General features: G+C 67.8%; 10 protein-coding genes. All 10 read left to right on the top strand.

Translation table 11 applies throughout. The features are described from left to right. The first annotated feature begins 170 nt into the window (after positions 1 to 170). The 10 genes from AB0M14_RS05355 to AB0M14_RS05310 all read left to right on the top strand — a co-directional run bounded on the left by AB0M14_RS05355 (position 171) and on the right by AB0M14_RS05310 (position 18,073). Positions 171 to 1,223 (top strand): alpha/beta hydrolase family protein, encoded by a 1,053-nt coding sequence (locus tag AB0M14_RS05355; RefSeq protein ID WP_364989033.1) that lies wholly within the window; start codon positions 171 to 173, stop codon positions 1,221 to 1,223. 212 nt (positions 1,224 to 1,435) lie between these two features. Then, positions 1,436 to 2,503 (top strand): alpha/beta hydrolase family protein, encoded by a 1,068-nt coding sequence (locus tag AB0M14_RS05350; protein WP_364989031.1) that lies wholly within the window; start codon positions 1,436 to 1,438, stop codon positions 2,501 to 2,503. 282 nt (positions 2,504 to 2,785) lie between these two features. Then, positions 2,786 to 3,820 carry an alpha/beta hydrolase family protein gene (locus tag AB0M14_RS05345; RefSeq protein ID WP_364989029.1) on the top strand — a complete coding sequence of 345 codons (1,035 nt, stop codon included), beginning with the start codon at positions 2,786 to 2,788 and terminating at the stop codon, positions 3,818 to 3,820. Positions 3,821 to 3,957: 137 nt separating this feature from the next. Beyond that, positions 3,958 to 6,174 (top strand): alpha/beta hydrolase-fold protein, encoded by a 2,217-nt coding sequence (locus AB0M14_RS05340; protein WP_364989026.1) that lies wholly within the window; start codon positions 3,958 to 3,960, stop codon positions 6,172 to 6,174. Positions 6,175 to 6,282: 108 nt separating this feature from the next. Further along, positions 6,283 to 6,801 carry a DUF732 domain-containing protein gene (locus AB0M14_RS05335; protein ID WP_364989024.1) on the top strand — a complete coding sequence of 173 codons (519 nt, stop codon included), beginning with the start codon at positions 6,283 to 6,285 and terminating at the stop codon, positions 6,799 to 6,801. Between the two features lie 38 nt (positions 6,802 to 6,839). Next, complete coding sequence (locus AB0M14_RS05330; protein ID WP_364991323.1) at positions 6,840 to 7,778, top strand: cutinase family protein; 939 nt, start codon at positions 6,840 to 6,842, stop codon at positions 7,776 to 7,778. Positions 7,779 to 7,925: 147 nt separating this feature from the next. Continuing rightward, complete coding sequence (locus AB0M14_RS05325; protein ID WP_364989022.1) at positions 7,926 to 8,945, top strand: LLM class F420-dependent oxidoreductase; 1,020 nt, start codon at positions 7,926 to 7,928, stop codon at positions 8,943 to 8,945. A gap of 192 nt (positions 8,946 to 9,137) precedes the next feature. Continuing rightward, on the top strand, positions 9,138 to 11,054 hold the full coding sequence (gene fadD32 / locus AB0M14_RS05320; RefSeq protein WP_364989021.1) for a long-chain-fatty-acid--AMP ligase FadD32: 1,917 nt from the start codon (positions 9,138 to 9,140) through the stop codon (positions 11,052 to 11,054). 234 nt (positions 11,055 to 11,288) lie between these two features. Further along, on the top strand, positions 11,289 to 16,532 hold the full coding sequence (pks13, locus tag AB0M14_RS05315) for a polyketide synthase Pks13 (protein ID WP_364989019.1): 5,244 nt from the start codon (positions 11,289 to 11,291) through the stop codon (positions 16,530 to 16,532). Beyond that, positions 16,529 to 18,073, top strand: a complete 1,545-nt coding sequence (locus AB0M14_RS05310; RefSeq protein ID WP_364989016.1) for an acyl-CoA carboxylase subunit beta — start codon at positions 16,529 to 16,531, stop codon at positions 18,071 to 18,073. The genes pks13 and AB0M14_RS05310 overlap by 4 nt, the downstream gene beginning before the upstream one ends. Positions 18,074 to 18,109 lie beyond the last annotated feature (36 nt).

The following is an 18,109-nucleotide window of genomic DNA, read 5'->3' as shown; positions in this document are numbered from 1 at the left end:
GCGTGCGCCTCAATCATTTCTTTTTGATAACGCAAAGGCATCGATGGCGCGATAGGGTCGATGAAAGTGCGCCCGTCGGGGGCGTCCACTCTGCGTGGGCAGATTCCGGCGGGGCTGATCGTCGAAGGCGGCCATAGTCGGCCGCGATGAGGGAAAGGCCCCGAATAGATATGCGACCTCTCAGAGTCCGGAGAGCCGGCAGCTGGCTGAAGAAGTCGGTGCTGGTTTCGCTGGCAGTGGTGCTCCCGCTGAGTGCGTCGGTCGGGGCCGCGGCGCCGGCCCAGGCCGCGTTCAACCCGGCGGCCTTCGACTTCTGGGTCGACTCCAGCATGGGCCCGATCAAGTCGCGCGTCATCCGCGCCGCGGACGGCAACACCAACCGCGTGGTCTACGTGCTCGACGGCATGCGCGCCCGCGGCGACCTCAGCGGCTGGGAGATCGAGACCAACATTCCGGCCGCCCTGGCCAACGCCAACATCAACGTCGTGATGCCGGTCGGCGGCCCGTCCAGCTTCTACGCGGACTGGAACGGCCCGAGCACCTTCATGGGCATCGCCACCGGCTCCGGCCCGTCCGGTTCCTCCTCGGGCTCCTCGATGACCGGCTCCTCGGGCTGGCAGGAGACCCTGGGCAAGGCCAACACCTACAAGTGGGAAACCTTCCTCACCCAGAACCTGAAGAACGCGCTGCGGGACCGCCTGGGCTTCAGCCCGGTGCGCAACGGCGTGTTCGGGCTGTCGATGGGCGGTTCCGCGGCGCTGACCCTGGCCGCCTACCACCCGGACCAGTTCAATTACGCCGGTTCGTACTCCGGCTACCTGAACATCTCCGCGCCGGGCATGCGTGAGGCGCTGCGCGTCGCCATGATCAGCGCCGGCGGCTACAACATCGACGCGATGGCGCCGCCGTGGGGCCCGGCCTGGTTGCGGATGGACCCGTTCGTGTTCGCGCCGCAGCTGCGCAACAACAACACTCGCCTGTGGGTGGCCGCGGGTAGCGCGCTGCCGCAGGCCGGCGACATCAACAACCCGATGGACGTCATCCAGGGCATGCCGCTGGAAGCGCTGGCGCTGGTCAACACTCGCGCCTTCCAGGTGCGCATGGCGACGCTGGGCTACCAGAACGTGGTCTACAGCTTCCCGGCCACCGGTATCCACAACTGGGCCAACTGGGAGGCCGAGGCCAACCGGATGATCCCGGATATGTCGGCCCACATCGGCTGAGCCGAACCGTAGTTCCGAAACCGCCCGGTGCGTTCGCGCACCGGGCGGTTTCGTCATTTCGGGCACATCCGCGACACGGCCGGCAACGAATCGCAAGGGCCATATAGGCACGGTGCTTGTAGCGCGGGTCAACTTCCAGCAACATGTAGTCATTCTTGGCGTGAGCTACTCAGACTTGCTGGCTGATCGTCTGAAATGAGAGGTCGAGTCGAATGCGAATTGCCCGCTGGATACGGAAGCCGAGATGCTCAGCAACCTCAGGCGCCCGGCTCGAGCCCGTAGTACTGGCTTTAGTTGCCGCCCTGCTGTTCCCGCTCGGCGCCGTCGCCACCAGCAGCGCCCCGGCCGCGAGAGCCGGCTTCGATCCGGCGGCCTTCGACTTCTGGGTGGACTCCCCGGTGATGGGCCCGATCAAATCGCGAGTACTGCGCGCCCGGGACGGTAATACCCAGCGCGTCGTCTACGCCCTCGACGGCATGCGCGCCCCGGAAACTCTGAGCGGCTGGGAAATCGAAACCAGCGTTCCCGCGATACTCGCGGATTGGAATATCAACGTCGTGATGCCGGTCGGCGGCATGTCCAGCTTCTACGCCGACTGGAACGCGCCGAGCTCGTTCTTCGGCCAGCCGCCCACGGGCAGCTCGGACTCCGGATCCGGTGGCTTCAACGTCATTTCCGGTGGTCCAGGTAAGAGTTATCGGTACGACTGGGAAACCTTCCTCACCCGCGACCTGCGCAACGCGCTGAGCGAGCGGCTGGGATTCAACCCCTATCGCAATGGCGTCTTCGGCCTGTCGATGGGCGGTTCCGCGGCCCTGACACTGGCCGCCTATCACCCGGACCAATTCAGTTTCGCCGGCGCGATGTCCGGCTTCCTCAACATTTCCGCGCCGGGCATGCGGGAGGCGATCCGGGTCGGAATGATCGACGCCGGCGGTTACAACGTGGATTCGATGGCCCCGCCCTGGGGGCCCAGCTGGCTGCGCATGGACCCATTCGTGTTCGCGCCCAATCTGGTTCAGAACGGCACCCGGCTGTGGATCGCGGCGGGCAGTGGCTGGCCGATGGACGGCGATATCCGGACGGCGATGGACGTCATCCAGGGCATGCCGCTGGAGTGGCTCGCCTACATCAACACCAAGGCGTTTCAGGTTCGAATGGACACCCTGGGGGGCGGTAACACCGTGTATTCCTTCCCCCCGGTCGGGATCCATAACTGGCACAACTGGATCGAGGAGGCGGCGCGGATGGTGCCGGACCTTTCGGCGAATATCGGCTGACCACCCGGCCATAGCAAGATCGGATAGCCCCGCCCGGCGCACCCGCGCCGGGCGGTTCGCTTTCTTTACGAAATGCGGCTCGGCATAACAAAATCCGGCCCAGGGGACGACATCACGTCGCCGACGCGGTATCGTCACCGCACGATCACAGTTTGTGCTCTGCGAGTGCAAGTGTGTGACCAGATCGTTGTAGCGCCGCCGTTGTGCCGAGAGGTCGGGCTCAGGCACGAATGTGGCGTGCGTCTCGAGTGATGCCACAACAGCAGAAAGAGAGCAGAATTCATGCGTTTCGGCAGGGCCGCCGCGCCGAAGAGTACTCAGCCGGGCCGGCGAAGCGAACCTAGCGGTTGGCGTAATCGAATTCTGGCCGTCGGCGCCGCCACCTTGGCGCTGCCGATCGCCGCTGGTGTGGCTGCTCCGACCGCTGTTGCTGCGCCCATCCAGACTCCGGCGCTGCGCGCGCCGGCGGGTGGCTACGAAGACCTGATGGTCCCCTCGGCGATGGGCCCGATCAAGGTGCAGGTCCAGTGGGCCTCGCGTGGCGGTAGCGCCGCGCTGTACCTGCTCGACGGCCTGCGCGCCCGCAGCGACCGCAACGCCTGGTCCTTCGAGACCAACGCGATGGAGCAGTTCAAGAACGACAACATCACCCTGGTGATGCCGGTCGGCGGCGAGTCCAGCTTCTACACCGACTGGGTCTCCCCGAGTAACACCAACGGCCAGAAGACCACCTACAAGTGGGAGACGTTCCTATCCAAGGAGCTCCCCAACTTCCTGGCCAACTATGGCGTTTCCAAGACCAACAACGCGGTCGCCGGTCTGTCCATGGGTGGTTCCGCCGCGCTGGCTCTGGCCGCCTACCACCGCGACCAGTTCAAGTACGCCGCGTCCTACTCCGGCTACCTGAACATCTCCGCGCCGGGCATGCGTGAGGCGATCCGCATCGCGATGCTCGACGCCGGCAAGTTCAACGTCGACTCGATGGCCGCGCCGTGGAGCCCGGCTTGGCTGCGCATGGACCCGTTCGTGTTCGCGCCGCAGCTGAAGGGCCTGCCGATGTACATCTCGGCGGCGAGCGGCCTGCCCGGCCAGTTCGACCGGCCGAACGGCCCGGTGGGTCTGTTCAACACCGGCAACGCGATGGCGCTGGAAGCGCTCTCGCTGGTGAACACCCGCGCGTTCCAGGCTCGGCTGAAGACGCTGAACATCCCGGCGTTCTTCGACTTCCCGGCCAGCGGCACGCACTCCTGGAAGTACTGGGAAGGCCAGCTCTTCAACTCCCGCAAGGGAATCCTGGACGCCACCGGCGCCTGGTGATCCCGAGCTGACCGACGCCGCCGCTTCGCGAGAAGCGGCGGCGTCGTTTTGTTTGGGGCAGGACACATCTGGATATAGGGGCTCGCTATCAGCGCGTCGTCCCCGGATCTCGGTCCGGTCCGGGGTACAAAACACCTATGACAGGGGCTGAGAGCGGTAGCAGACGGGGGCGAAACGGTCGACGTGCTGGTCATCAGGGACGCGGTCGTCTGGCGCTGATCGCCACCGCGCTGGTCCTACCTCTGGCCGTCGGGATCGCGCCCGCGGGAGCCGATCCCGTTGTCTTCGAGCCCGCGCCGATTCCGCCGCCCGCTCTCGGGACCGAGCCACAGCCCGCGCCGCCGCCGAATCCGGAACCGGCCCCCGCGCCCGCCCAGGCCGCGGTCCCCGCGCCGGAAGCCCCGCCCGCGCCGCAAAGTCCCCCGCCGTCCGAAGCTGCCGCTCCGGCGCCGGAATTCGCACCGCCCTCGGCGCCGCCGCCCGTCTACGGACCCGCCGTGCCTTCGACTCCGGCCCCCGCGGCGGCCGTGCCGAATCCCGCGCCCGGTCTTCCGCTGGAGCCCGCGCCCGCCCCACCCCCGGCGGCCGCCGAGGCACCCGCTCTCGCGCCGGCCCCCGTGCCCGTCGCCGCGCCGCGCGCCGGCGACCCCCGGGTGCAGAAGACGGTCTGGCTCGGCGACCGCCGCGTCGCGGTGTGGGTCGAATCCGCGGCCATGGCCACCCCGATCCAGGTGCAGCTGCTGCTGCCGCGCGACTGGAATACCAAGCCGGACGCCAAGTTCCCGACCTTGTTCCTGCTCGACGGCCTGCGGGCGACCGACGACGAGAGCGGCTGGACCAAGGACGCGGGCGCCGAGGAGTTCTTCGCCGACAAGAACGTCACCGTGGTGCTGCCGATCGGCGGCCAGTCCAGCTTCTATTCGGACTGGGTGGCCCCGAACAACGGCAAGAACTACAAGTGGGAGACCTTCCTGACCAAGGAGCTGCCGCCGCTGCTGGAGAAGGAGTGGCGGGCCACGGATGTGCGTGGTCTTGCGGGCCTGTCCATGGGCGGTACCGCGGCCATGTTCCTGTCCGGCCGCAATCCCGGCTTCGCGAAATACGCGGCGTCGTATTCCGGCTTCCTGACCACGACCACGCTCGGCATGCCACAGGCGATCATGTACGCGCTGCGCGACGCGGGCGGGTTCGACGCGAACGCCATGTGGGGTCCGCCGACCAGCGAGGAGTGGGAGAAGCACGACCCGTACGCGCTGGCCGACAAGCTGAAGGGCACCAGCCTCTACATCTCCAGCGGTTCGGGCACCTCCGGCCCGTTCGATCAGCCGGGCGGCATTCCGGGCGTGAGCACGAACTACGCGGGCATGGGCCTGGAGATCCTGTCCCGGCTCACCTCGCAGAACTTCGTCACCAAGCTGGGCAAGCTGCAGATCCCGGCGCAGGTGAATTACCGCGCCTCCGGCACACATTCGTGGGCGTACTGGGATTTCGAGCTGCGGCAGTCCTGGCAGCAGGCCGCCGCCGCGCTCGGTGTGGACGCGGGCACGATCGAGTGCGCTCCGGGCGGCGCGATGGCGCAGCTGACCCAGTCCGCACCGTGGCTGGGCACCTGCACGACCGCCGAGTACCAGGTGCCCGGCGGCACCGCGCAGGACTTCCAGGGCGGCCGGGTGTTCAACTCGGCGCAGGGCGGCACGCACGCGGTCGGCGGCATGATCGGCGGCGGCTATCAGGCGGCGAACGGTCCGGCGGGTCCGCTCGGTCTGCCGATCGGCGGGGAACGCGGACTGCCGGACGGCCGCGGCCGGGTGCAGGATTTCGAGCACGGCTCGTTGTATTGGACCCCGCAGACCGGTGCGCAGATGGTGCGCGGGGCGATCCTGACCGAGTGGGCCAAGCAGGGCTATGAGCGCGGCCCGGCCGGGTATCCGCTGGCGCCGGAAGAGAAGACGCCCAGTCGCGACGGCGCGGTGCAGGCCTTCGAAGGCGGCCCGATCTACTACAGCCCGAAGACCGGGGTGTTCCGGGTGCAGGGCCAGATCCTCGACAAGTACAAGGTGATGGGCTACGAGAACGGCTGGCTCGGATTCCCGGCGAGCGAAGAGCAGCCGCTGAAGGATTTCGGCCGCTACAGCCGGTTCGAGGGCGGCTATATCTATTGGAGTCCGCTCTCGGGTGCGTGGGCGGTGCGCACCGGTCCGGTGTTCGAGGCCTGGCGGTCGGTCGGGTTCGAGAACGGGCGACTCGGTTTCCCGACCGGGGACGAGGTCGAGATTCCCGGCGGTGTGCAGCAGAACTTCCAGCTCGGACGGATCATCGTCAAGAACGGCAAGGTCGAGATTCAAGGTCTGTAAGCCGGGGTAATCGACGAGCGGCCGCCATGTGCTTCGGGCGGCCGCTTGCTTCGCCCGCTAGCCTGGTTGGCGACCGCGCCCCAGCGAACAGATCGAGGATACGAATTCATGCATCGGACCCGTGGAAAGGTTCTCGGCGTAGCCGTGGCCATCGCCGCCTCCGGCCTGCTCGCCGCGTGCGGCGGCAACGACTCGACCGCATCGAGCACGCCGACGCTGACCTCCACCACGACGGCGGCCGCCGCGCCGTCCTCGGCCGCACCGTCGGAAGCCCCGTCGAGCACCGAGCCCAGCAGCGCGGCCCCGGCCCCGAGCAGCGAGCTGGAGCGCCCGCAGCCGGTGCCCAACGAGCCGGCCCCGGCCGACACCTCGAAGCTGACCGACAAGGACAAGAAGTTCCTGGACGGGCTGAAGTCCGAGGGCATCGTGCCGTCCACCCCGGATATCGCGCTGAGCATCGGCACCTACGTCTGCCAGGGCGTCGCCGCCGGCGCCACCGAGGCCGACATGACCACTTTCGTGAACGCGATGGCCGGGTCCGACCCGTCCTTCGACTCGAGCAAGATGTCGGTCGAGGACGCGGGCAAGAAGTACATCAGCACGGCTAAGTCGACGTACTGCCAGTGAGCGCGCGCCGAGGTGCCAGCACCCGCCGGTCCCGACCGGTGGGGTGTTTGATCTTCCTCGCAGTAGTCGCTCTGCTGGTGGCGATCGTCCTGCTGATCTGGTCGATCGCCGCCGGCTGGTGGAAGCCGCCGGGCCCCACCCCGGGCCCGGAGGAGCCGCCGACCTCACAGCCGGAGAGCTGCCCGGACGTGCAGTTCCTCTCGATTCCGGGCACCTGGGAATCCAACAGCAACGACGACCCGTACAACCCGACGGCGAATCCGGTCTCGTTGATGCTCAACATCTCCAAGCCGATGCAGGAGCAGTTCCCGGGCAGCCGGCTCGACGTCTACACCGTCCCCTACGTCGCGCAGTTCTCCAATCCCGTGGCGTTCCCGCCGGACGGCCAGACCTCCTACAACCTCAGCCGCGCCGAAGGCGAGAAGCGCACCCTCGACTTCATGGTGCAGCGGCAGAAGGAATGCCCGCTGACCAGCTATGTCCTCGCGGGGTTCTCGCAGGGCGCGGTGATCGCCGGCGATGTCGCGGCACGGATCGGCGAGGGCAAGGGCCCGGTCGCGGCCGACCGTGTGCTCGGCGTCATGCTGCTCGCCGACGGCCGCCGCGAACCCGGCCCGGGTCAAGCGACCTTGATCGGCACGAATCCGCCCGGGATCGGCGCGGAGGTGACGCTGAAGGGCCTGAAGGTTCCGGGCATCACCATGACCGGCGCCCGTCCCGGCTTCGGCAAGCTCGCCGACCGCACCTTCACCATCTGCGCGCCCGGCGACATGATCTGCGATTCGCCCAAGCAGGCGCTGAACCCGGCGAACTTCATCCCGAGCGTGCTCACGCTGGTGCGGGCGGCGGGCAATCCGATCCACAGTCTGTACAACGGCTACGTCGTCGATCCGGCCACCGGGGCCACCGCGACGCAGTGGACTGTCAACTGGGCTACCGGGTTGGTGAACAACGCTCCGCACCCGCCACATTCGTGAGGGGCAATCGTGAATATGCACAGTCCACGGGCGTCGGTCGTGGTGTCCGGCTCTGTGCGGGTGTGACATTCGCAATGCGATTCGTCGGCACGTTGTAAAGTGCGCTGAAGTTCGTAGACGCCGTCTAAATGCCAGGAGCCATCGTTCATGACACAAGCCGCCGCACCGGCCGGTGAGTTGACCGCGCTCGGTACGCCGCTGCGTCCGTTCCGCTTCGCGGCGGCGGGCGAGGGGAACAAGCAAGAGGGTGGGGCCCGGAAGTTCATCCAGACGGCGCAACAGGCCGAGGAATACGGCTACGACACTTTCGTCGTGCCGGATCACCTGGGTGATCAGATCGGCCCGATCGCCGCGCTGGGCGCGCTGAGCCAGGCCACCGAGAAGATCCGGCTCGGAACTTCGGTGCTGGCCAACGGTTTCCGCCATCCGGTGGTGCTCGCCAAGGACCTCGCCACCATCGACGTGCTGTCCAAGGGCCGCCTCGAGGTGGGCCTGGGCGCGGGCTGGAAGCAGGATGAATACCTCGCGGCCGGGCTGGTCTACGACACCCCCGGCGTTCGCCTGGCCAAACTCGATGAGGCACTGACCATTCTGGACGTGCTGCTGCGCGGCCAGGAGTGCACCTTCGAAGGCAAGTACTACCAGGTCGACGGCATCAAGGGCACTCCGCGTCCGCGGCAGGGCCCGCGCCCGCCGATCTGCACCGGCGGCGGCGGACCGAAGATGCTGCGCCTGGCCGCCAAGCACGCCGACATCATCTCGGTCGTGCCGGTCACCACCAAGCAGGGCAAGGGCCTGCTCTCGGGCATCACGATGGAGAAGACCATCGAGAAGGTCGAGCTGATCAAGGAGGCCGCCGGAGATCGGTTCAACGAGATCGAATTGAACTGGGCCATCACGGCCATCGTCATCACCGACGATCGGGAGAAGACCGCGGAGATGGCGCTGACCGCCATCGAACGGGGTCTGCATCCGGATCTGGAGGTGGACGTCAAACTGTCCGTCGAGGAGATCCTGAACTCGCCCTATGTGGCGATCGGATCGTTCGAGGAAATCGCCGAGCAGATCAAGCGTGTGCGGCAACTCACGTCTATGTCGTACGTCGGGGTCTTCCCCACCCAGATGGACGCGTTCGCTGGCGTTATCCCCCTGCTGAGGGACGAGTGAACGGCTCTCCTCTGTAACATAACCCTGGTTTGAGTACATCTAGCCGTATGTGGTCACCGCGCAGACCACACCAAGATCTTGCAGGCTGGCTCATGCATGTAGAGCGACCCGCGGGCGATAGCGAGTCGGGGCCTCACAGGTAAACAGCGGCGATAGCCGTCTTGTTGCGTGTGCCTCGGAGGAGAAGAAGGAATGGAAGAGACTTTCGACGACTACCTGGACGAAACCGGGAACATCATTATTCCCGAGGGTCGGACCCTGGTCGAACACGTCGAGAAGCACACCCGAAATGACGCGAACACGCTTGCGTACCGCTACATCGACTACTCGCGGGAACGCGACGGTGAAGTGCATGAGCTGACGTGGCAGGAGTTCGGTGTTCGGCTGCGCGCGGTGGCCGCTCGACTGCAGCAGGTCACCAAGCCCGGTGACCGGGTCGCCATTCTGGCGCCGCAGGGCTTGGACTACGTGATCTCCTTCTTCGCCGCGATTTACGCGGGCTGCATCTCGGTGCCGCTGTTCGATCCGGATGAGCCGGGCCACACCGACCGCCTGCACGCCGTCCTCGGTGACTGCACGCCGTCGGCCATCCTGACCGCGAGCTCCTCCGCGGCCGGGGTGCGTCAGTTCTTCCGCGCCCTGCCCGCCGCGCAGCGTCCGCGCATCATCGCGGTGGACGCGATTCCGGACAGCGTCGGCGAGAGCTGGGTGCGCCCGGACAGCAAGGTCGACGACATCGCCTACCTGCAGTACACCTCGGGTTCCACCCGGGTCCCGGCCGGTGTGGAGATCACGCACCGCGCGGTCGGCACCAACCTGCTGCAGATGGTCAAGGCGCTGAACCTGGACTGGAGCTCGCGCGGCGTCACCTGGCTGCCGCTGTTCCACGACATGGGCCTGCTGACGGTGATCCTGCCCGCGGTGGGCGGCAAGTACATCACCATCATGTCGCCGAGCGCGTTCGTGCGCCGCCCGTACCGCTGGATCAAAGAGCTCGCCGCCGTCTCCGATGGCGCCGGAACCTTCGCCGCCGCACCGAATTTCGCGTTCGAGCACGCCGCCGCGCGTGGTCTGCCGAAGCCGGGCGAGTCGCTGGATCTATCCAATGTGCTCGGCCTGATCAACGGCTCCGAGCCGGTGACCGTCTCCTCGATGAAGAAGTTCAACGAGGCGTTCGCTCCTTACGGCCTACCCAAGACCGCGATCAAGCCCTGCTACGGCATGGCCGAGGCCACCCTGTTCGTCTCGGCGACCAAGGCCGAGGACGAGGCCCGGGTCGTCTACGTCGATCGCAACGAGCTCAACGCGGGCCACATGGTCAAGGTCGCCCACGACGCCGAGAACGCCATCGCCCAGGTCAGCTGTGGTTATGTCGGGCTATCCCAGTGGGCCGCGATCGTCGATCCGGCCACGGTGGAAGCCGACGGCGGCCACGAAATGCCCGACAGCCAGGTCGGTGAGATCTGGTTGCACGGCAACAACATGGGCATCGGTTACTGGGATCGCCCGGACGAAACCGCCGCCACCTTCCAGAACAAGATCAGCAAGCGGAACCCCGAGGGCAGCCACGCCGAGGGCACCGACTCCGACGCCAACTGGATGCGCACCGGAGACTACGGCGTCTACCTCGACGGCGAGCTCTACATCACCGGCCGGGTCAAGGACCTGGTGATCGTCGACGGACGCAACCACTACCCGCAGGACCTCGAGTTCTCGGCGCAGGAAGCCTCCACCGCGCTGCGCCCCGGTTTCGTCGCCGCGTTCTCGGTGCCCGCCAACCAGCTGCCCGCCGAGGTTTTCGAGCAGGGCAGCCATTCGGGCCTGAAGTTCGACGCCGACGACGCCTCCGAGCAACTGGTGATCGTGGGCGAGCGCGGCCCCGGCGCCGGCAAAGCCGATCCGCTGCCGATCGCCGACGCGGTCCGCGCGGCGGTGTCGCAGCGCCACGGTGTCACCGTGCGCGACGTCCTGCTGGTTCCCGCGGGTTCCATCCCGCGGACCTCCAGCGGCAAGATCGCCCGGCGCGCCTGCAAGGCGGCATATCTGGAGGGCACGCTCCGGGGCGGCTACACCCAGCAGGCGTTCCCCGACGCACCGGACCCCGAGTAACCCGCGGAGCAAGCGCCCGAAGCGGCGGAGCCCGGCCGCCGATCGACGACGCTCGGCACCGGCTGCACCCGCGGGCGCTTCGGGGGACCGCAGTCGGCGCACCCGGCGAGGCGGGTAAGTAATGTGCTTGGCAAGTCGCTCGTAATCACGCCCGGGCGACAGCGCGCGGGGTACCAACCACCGAGCGTCAATTCGCGGCGCGCCCGGTACGCAGACAGGTAGCTTGAGGAATTGATGGCTGACAACGAGGGCACACCCACCCAGACGACCGATGCCGCCGAGAGCCCGGCGGCGCCGGCGACCGCCGCTCCTCCCAAGGATGCGGTGAATCCCGACATCTCGGTGGCCGAACTGCGAGAGTGGTTGCGGCGCTGGGTATCCGACGCGACCGGTCAACCGCTGGAGAACATCACGGTGGACCGGCCGATGGAGGAATTCGGGCTGGCCTCGCGAGACGCGCTCGCGCTCGGTGGTGATATCGAGGAGCTGACCGGCGTCATGCTCCAGCCCACCATCATCTATCAGCATCCGACCATCGGCTCGCTGGCCGAGGTGGTCGTCAACGGCGTGCCGGAGTTGCCCGAGGAGTCGGCCGACGACGCGTTCTACGCGGGCTACACCCCGGGCGAAGCGCACGACATCGCCATTGTCGGTCTGTCCACCCGCCTGCCGGGCGCCGGCACCACCCCGGAGTCGACCTGGGAGTTCCTGATCGGCCGCGGCGACGGCATCCGCGAGCTGCCCGAAGGGCGCTGGGAAGAGTTCACCGCGGACCCGGTCGTCAAGCAGATCATCGAGGAGTCCAACACCCTCGGCGGCTACCTCGATCAGGACGTGATCAAGGGCTTCGACGCGGAGTTCTTCGCGATGTCGCCGGTCGAGGTGGAGCGGGTCGACCCGCAGCAGCGCCTGATGATGGAGCTGACCTGGGAGGCCCTGGAGCACGCCCGGATTCCGGCGAGCGACCTCAAGGGCGAAGCCGTCGGCGTGTTCGTCGGCTCGTCCACCAGTGACTTCCAGCTGATCGCCGCGCTCGGGCTCGGCGACATCGATCCGAACGTGCCGATCTCGGCGGAGGCCTACGCCCTGCTGGGCGCGTCCACCGGCATCATCGCCAACCGCGTCTCCTACTTCTTCGACTTCCGCGGGCCGTCGGTCACCGTCGACACCGCCTGCTCCTCGACCATCGTCGCGGTGCACCAGGCCGTGCGCGCGCTGCGTGACGGCGACGCCGACCTGGCCCTGGCCGGCGGCGTGAACATGATCCTGGCCCCGGTCGCGACGCTCGGTTTCGAAAAGAACGGCGCGGTCGCGAAGGACGGTCACATCAAGGCGTTCTCGTCCGACGCCGACGGCATGGTGCGCTCCGAGGGCGCGGGCCTGGTGGTGCTCAAGCGCCTGGCCGACGCCGAACGCGACGGCGACGACATCCTCGCCGTGATCAAGGGTTCCGCGGTCAACAGCGACGGCCGCTCCAACGGCCTGTTCGCGCCGAACCCGGAGGCGCAGGCCGACGTGCTGCGCCGCGCCTACCGCGACGCGGGCATCAAGCCGTCCACCGTGGACTACATCGAGGCGCACGGCACCGGCACCCCGATCGGCGACCCGATCGAGGCCGAGGCGCTGGGCCGGGTGATCGGCCGCGGCCGGGACGCCGACAAGCCGGCGCTGCTGGGTTCGGCCAAGACCAACTTCGGTCACCTGGAGTCCGGCGCCGGTGCGGCCAGCCTGGCCAAGGTCGTGATGTCGTTCCAGCACAACGTCATTCCGCCGAACCTGGGATACGCGGGCCCGAGCCCGTTCATCCCGTTCGAGCAGGCGCGCCTGAAGGTCGTCGACGAGCCGACCGAGTACCCGCGCTACAGCGGCACCGCCACCGTCGGTATCTCCGGCTTCGGTTTCGGCGGCACCAACGCGCACCTCGTGCTGCAGGAGTACAAGCCGGCTCCGGTCGTGCCCGTCGCCGAGCGCGACGAGGAGATCGATGCCGAGGTCTCCAGCACCGATGTGGTGGCTGAGGCCACCGCGATCGCCGCCGACGCCGTGCCGGAGCCGGAATGGTCGGATCGGTCCGAGCCGCTGCCGGTCATCCTCGCGGTGTCGGGTTACCTGCCCTCGCGTCGCCGCCGGGCCGCGCAGGAACTGGCCGACTGGCTCGAAGACGCGGGCAAGGACGTGCCGCTGGAGGACGTGGCCCGGTCCCTCGCCAAGCGCAGCCACTGGCGTTCGCGCGGCGTGGTGATCGCCAAGAACCATGAGGAAGCGGTCGCCGGTCTGCGCGCGGTCGCCGCCGGCAAGCCGGGCAACGGCGTGTTCACCGTCGACGCGCCCGCCGCCCGGGGCCCGCTGTGGGTGATGGCCGGTTTCGGCGCGCAGCACCGCAAGATGGGCAAGCAGCTTTACACGGAGAACCGCATCTTCCGCGAGACCGTCGACAAGATCGACGAACTCGTCGTCGACGAGGCGGGTTACTCGGTCCGCGAGATGATCCTCGACGATGCCCAGGACTGGGATATCGGCACCGGTCAGGTCGGTACCTTCACCATCCAGGCGGGCCTGGCCGCGATCCTGCGCGCGCACGGCGCGGAGCCGGACGGCGTGGTCGGCCACTCCCAGGGTGAGGTCGCCGGCGCCTACATCTCCGGCGGTCTGCCGCTGGAAGACGCTGTGCGCGTGATCGTTTCGCGCGGTCGGCTGATGGCCGAGGGCGAGCAGATGATCACCGACGACCAGGTGCGCAATATGGCGCTGGTCGAGCTCAGCGCCGAGGACGTCGAGGCGATGCTGCCGGACTTCCCGGAGATCGAGCTCGCGGTCTTCGCCGCACCGACCAACACCGTGATCGGCGGTCCGCCGGATCAGGTGCACGCGATCGTCGCCAAGGTGGAGGAGCAGGGCAAGTTCGCGCGCGTACTGCAGACCCGCGGCGCGGGCCACACCTCGCAGATGGATGTGCTGCTCGGCGAGCTGGCCGCGGAGCTGGCCGGTATCGAGCCCACGTCGCTGAAGGTCGATCTGTACTCGACCGCGCACAAGGGCGCTGTCTACAAGGCCGGTCACGAGCCGGTGCACAACGAGGACTACTGGGTCACCAACATGCGTGGCTCGGTGTATTTCACCAACGCGATTCGCGCGGCGGTGGACTCCGGCATCACCACATTCCTCGAACTCGCCCCGAATTCCGTTGCGCTCATGCAGGTCATGGGCACCACGTTCGCGGCGGGCGTGCACAATGCCGCGCTGATTCCGACGCTCAAGCGTAAGGAAGACGAGTCCGCGGCCGTGATCTCGGCGCTGGCCCAGCTCTACGTCAACGGTCACGCGGTGGACCTGTCGTCGCTGCTGGCCCCCGGCCCGTACGCCGACATTCCGCGAACCACGTTCGTGCGCAAGGAGTTCTGGCCCAAGGGCAAGGCGCTCGCGGGCGGCGGCGGCAACGCCAAGGTTCCGGGCGCGCATGTGTCGCTGCCCGACGGCCGGCACGTGTGGGAGGTGCAGGCCGCGGCCGTCACCGATCTCGCCGCGCTGGTGAACGCGGCTGCCGCGCAGGTGCTTTCGGAGGTCCAGGCCGGTGCGTCGTACGCGTACGCGCCCGTTCCGATGACCGGCACGCTGACCACGACGCTGACCCCGTACCCGGGCGGTGCGGCCGCGCAGGTGCACGCCAAGGACGGCAACTCCTTCAAGCTGCTCTTCGACGGCGTCGTCACCTCGGGCGCGCCGCTGCCGGAACCTGTTGCGGTGCAGCCGGTTCCGGCCGCCGCGACGCCGGCCGCCGAGGTCGCGGTGGTGGAAAGCTTCGGGGACCGCTGGGATCCGAACGGCAGCCAGCAGCTCGAAGAGCGGCTCGCGCTGATCGTCGCCGAATCCATGGGCTACTCGGTGGAGGACCTCCCGATGGAGATCCCGCTGATGGAGCTCGGCCTGGACTCGCTGATGGCGATGCGCATCAAGAACCGCGTCGAATACGAATTCGATATCCCGCAGCTCCAGATCCAGGCCGTGCGCGACGCCAACCTGACCGAGGTCGGCAAGGTGCTGCGCTACGCCATCGAGCACCGTGACGAGGTGGCCGCGATCGCCGACCGGCAGGCCGCCGGTGAAGACGTGAGCATCGACGCCGACTTCGTGAACCAGGCGCGCGCCGCGATGGAGGCGGGCGAGGACCCGGCCGCCATCGCGAAAGCGGCTGCGGCGGAGGCGAAGCAGGACGCGACCGAGTCCGCGGCAGCGGCGAAGCAGGACGCAATCGAGTCCACGGCCGTAGCGAAGAAAGAGGCGATCGAGTCGGCGGCGGGCGCACTGGTCGCAGACGCCGCGGTGACGACCGACTCGGCTCCGGTGGCTGAGGAGCCCGTGCTCGGCGGCGTCGCCTACGAGGCCGAGAACGAGGACGACGTGCCGCCGCGCGACGCGGCCGAGCGTCTGGTTTACGGCACCTGGGCTCTCGTCACCGGCAAGTCCGCCGGCGGCATCTTCAATACCCTCCCGATTCTCGAGGAGGAGGTCGCCGAGAAGCTGGCGCAGCGCCTCACCGAGCGGGTCGGCGCGGAGGTCAGTGTCGACGACGTGCTCGACTGCGAGACCATCGAGCAGCTCGCCGATATCGTGCGCGAGTTGCAGGACAGCGGCGCGGACGTGGACGGCTTCATCCGGCCGCTGCGGGCCCGTGTCGAGGGCTCGAAAGCCGTGCCGGTCTTCGTGTTCCATCCCGCCGGCGGCAACACACTGGTCTATGAACCGTTGCTGAAGCGGCTGCCCGCCGACACCCCGATGTACGGCTTCGAGCGGGTCGACGGCTCGATCGAGGAGCGCGCCCGCCAGTACCTGCCGGAGCTGCGCAAGCTCCAGGCCGACGGCCCGTACGTGCTGTACGGCTGGTCGCTGGGCGCGGTGCTGGCCCTGCAGGTCGGTCAGCTGCTCCGGGAAGAGGGCGCCGACGTGCGCACCATCGGCCTGATCGATCTGGCCATCCCGGTCGAGAACGAAGACAACAGCCCCGAGGAGCGGGTGCGCCGGTTGGAGCGCTACCAGGCCTTCGCCAAGAAGACCTACAACGTTCCGCACGAACTGGATCGCGATCAGATCGAGGAACTGGCCGCGGCCAGCGACGAGGATCAGATGAAGATGATCATGGATCTGGTCAAGCTGAGCGGCGCGAAGATCCCGGGCGGCGTGCTCGAGCACCAGCGCACCTCGTGGATCGAGCAGCGCGCGCTGCAGCAGGCGCAGCCCAGCCGCTACGACGGCCACGTCGTGCTCTACCTCGCCGACCGCTACCACGACGGCGCGATCGAGCTGGAGCCCCGCTACGGCAACCGCCGCCCGAACGGCGGCTGGGACGAGCACATCCCGAATCTGGAGATCGTGCACATCCCCGGTGACCACCTGCAGATCGTCGACGAACCGCGCATTGGCAAGATTGGTACCGACCTCGCCGCGAAACTCGCGGAGATCGAGGCGAAGGGAGTTCAGTGACCACGACGGCCGAGAAGCTCGCGGACCTGCGCAAGCGCTTGGAGCTGGCGCAGGAGCCGACGGGTGAAGCGGGGGTAGCCAAGCGGGCGAAGAAGGGGATCCCCTCCGCCCGCGATCGGATCAACATGCTGTTGGATCCGGGCTCCTTCGTGGAAATCGGTGCGCTCGTGCGCAACCCGAACGACAAGAACGCCCTGTACTCCGACGGCGTGGTCACCGGCCACGGCCTGGTGGACGGGCGTCCGGTCGCGGTTTTCTCCCACGATCAGACGGTGTACGGCGGTTCGGTCGGCGAGATGTTCGGCCGCAAGATCGTCGCCACCATGGAGTTCGCCGCCAAGATCGGGTGCCCGCTGGTGGGTATCAACGACTCCGGCGGCGCCCGCGTGCAGGAGGCGGTCACCTCCTTGCACTGGTACGGCCAGCTGGCCAACGCGATGGAGCCGCTGTCCGGGTACATCCCGATGATCTCGCTGATCCTGGGCAACTGCGCCGGCGGCGCGGTGTACCAGCCGATCTGCACCGATGTCGTGGTCGCCACCGAGGACGCCCACATGTTCGTGACCGGCCCGAAGGTGATTCGGGAGGTCACGGGCGAGGATGTGAGCATCGAGGAACTCGGCGGCGCGCGCAGCCAGGCCAGCTACGGCAATATCCATCACGTGGCCGTCGATGAGAAGGCCGCGTTCGAATGGGTGCGGGATTACCTGAGCTATCTGCCGTCGAGCTGCGTGGAGCTGCCGCCGATCGTGAATCCCGGTCTGGAGCCGGAGATCACCGACTCCGACCTCTCGCTGAACTCGCTCGTCCCGGATTCCGACAACGCCGGCTACGACATGCACGAGGTGCTGCTGCGCATCTTCGACGACGGCGGCTTCCACGAAGTCGGCGGGCAGGTCGCGCAGAACATCATCACCGGTTTCTCCCGGGTGGACGGCCGTCCGGTCGGGGTGGTCGCCAACCAACCCATGCATTACGCGGGCGCGCTGGACGCGGCGGCCTCGGACAAGGCGGCGCATTTCATCCGGATGTGCGACGCGTTCGAGATCCCGCTGGTCCTGGTGGTGGACACTCCTGGCTTCATGCCGGGCGTGGAGCAGGAGAAGATCGGCGTCATCAAGCGCGGCGGCCGGTTCCTGTTCGCCTACCGGGCGGCCACGGTGCCGAAGGTGACCGTGGTGGTGCGCAAGGCCTACGGCGGCGGCTGGGCCGTAATGGGTTCCAAGGCGCTGGGTTCGGACGTGTACCTGGCCTGGCCGACCGCCCGGATCGCCGTGATGGGCGCCGAGAGCGCGGTCAGCCTGATGGGCGGCAAGCAGATCGAGGCGATGCCCGAAGATCAGCGTGCGGGCATGCGCAAGCAGATGATCGACTTCTACAACGCCACCGTGGCCACCCCGTGGCTGGCGGCCGAACGCGGCTACCTCGACGCGGTCATCGAACCGTCGGCGACCCGGCTGGAACTGCGCAAGGCCCTGAAGATGTTGCAGGGCAAGAAGGTTGTGAGTTACCCACGTAAACACCACCTGATCCCGATGTAGCACGGAATCTGAATCGGGCCGTATTCCCCTGGGAGA

The sequence above is a fragment of the Nocardia sp. NPDC051832 genome (assembly GCF_040681285.1).
Lineage (GTDB): Bacteria > Actinomycetota > Actinomycetes > Mycobacteriales > Mycobacteriaceae > Nocardia.
The sequence above is the reverse complement of the archived record's forward strand: the minus strand, read 5'-3'. Positions and strand labels throughout refer to the sequence as shown.

Coding starts and splice junctions, on each gene's coding strand:
- pks13 (WP_364989019.1), top strand. CDS start 11,289: ATGGCTGACAACGAGGGCACACCCACCCAGACGACCGATGCCGCCGAG.
- AB0M14_RS05335 (WP_364989024.1), top strand. CDS start 6,283: ATGCATCGGACCCGTGGAAAGGTTCTCGGCGTAGCCGTGGCCATCGCC.
- AB0M14_RS05345 (WP_364989029.1), top strand. CDS start 2,786: ATGCGTTTCGGCAGGGCCGCCGCGCCGAAGAGTACTCAGCCGGGCCGG.
- AB0M14_RS05350 (WP_364989031.1), top strand. CDS start 1,436: ATGCGAATTGCCCGCTGGATACGGAAGCCGAGATGCTCAGCAACCTCA.
- AB0M14_RS05340 (WP_364989026.1), top strand. CDS start 3,958: ATGACAGGGGCTGAGAGCGGTAGCAGACGGGGGCGAAACGGTCGACGT.
- AB0M14_RS05325 (WP_364989022.1), top strand. CDS start 7,926: ATGACACAAGCCGCCGCACCGGCCGGTGAGTTGACCGCGCTCGGTACG.
- AB0M14_RS05355 (WP_364989033.1), top strand. CDS start 171: ATGCGACCTCTCAGAGTCCGGAGAGCCGGCAGCTGGCTGAAGAAGTCG.
- fadD32 (WP_364989021.1), top strand. CDS start 9,138: ATGGAAGAGACTTTCGACGACTACCTGGACGAAACCGGGAACATCATT.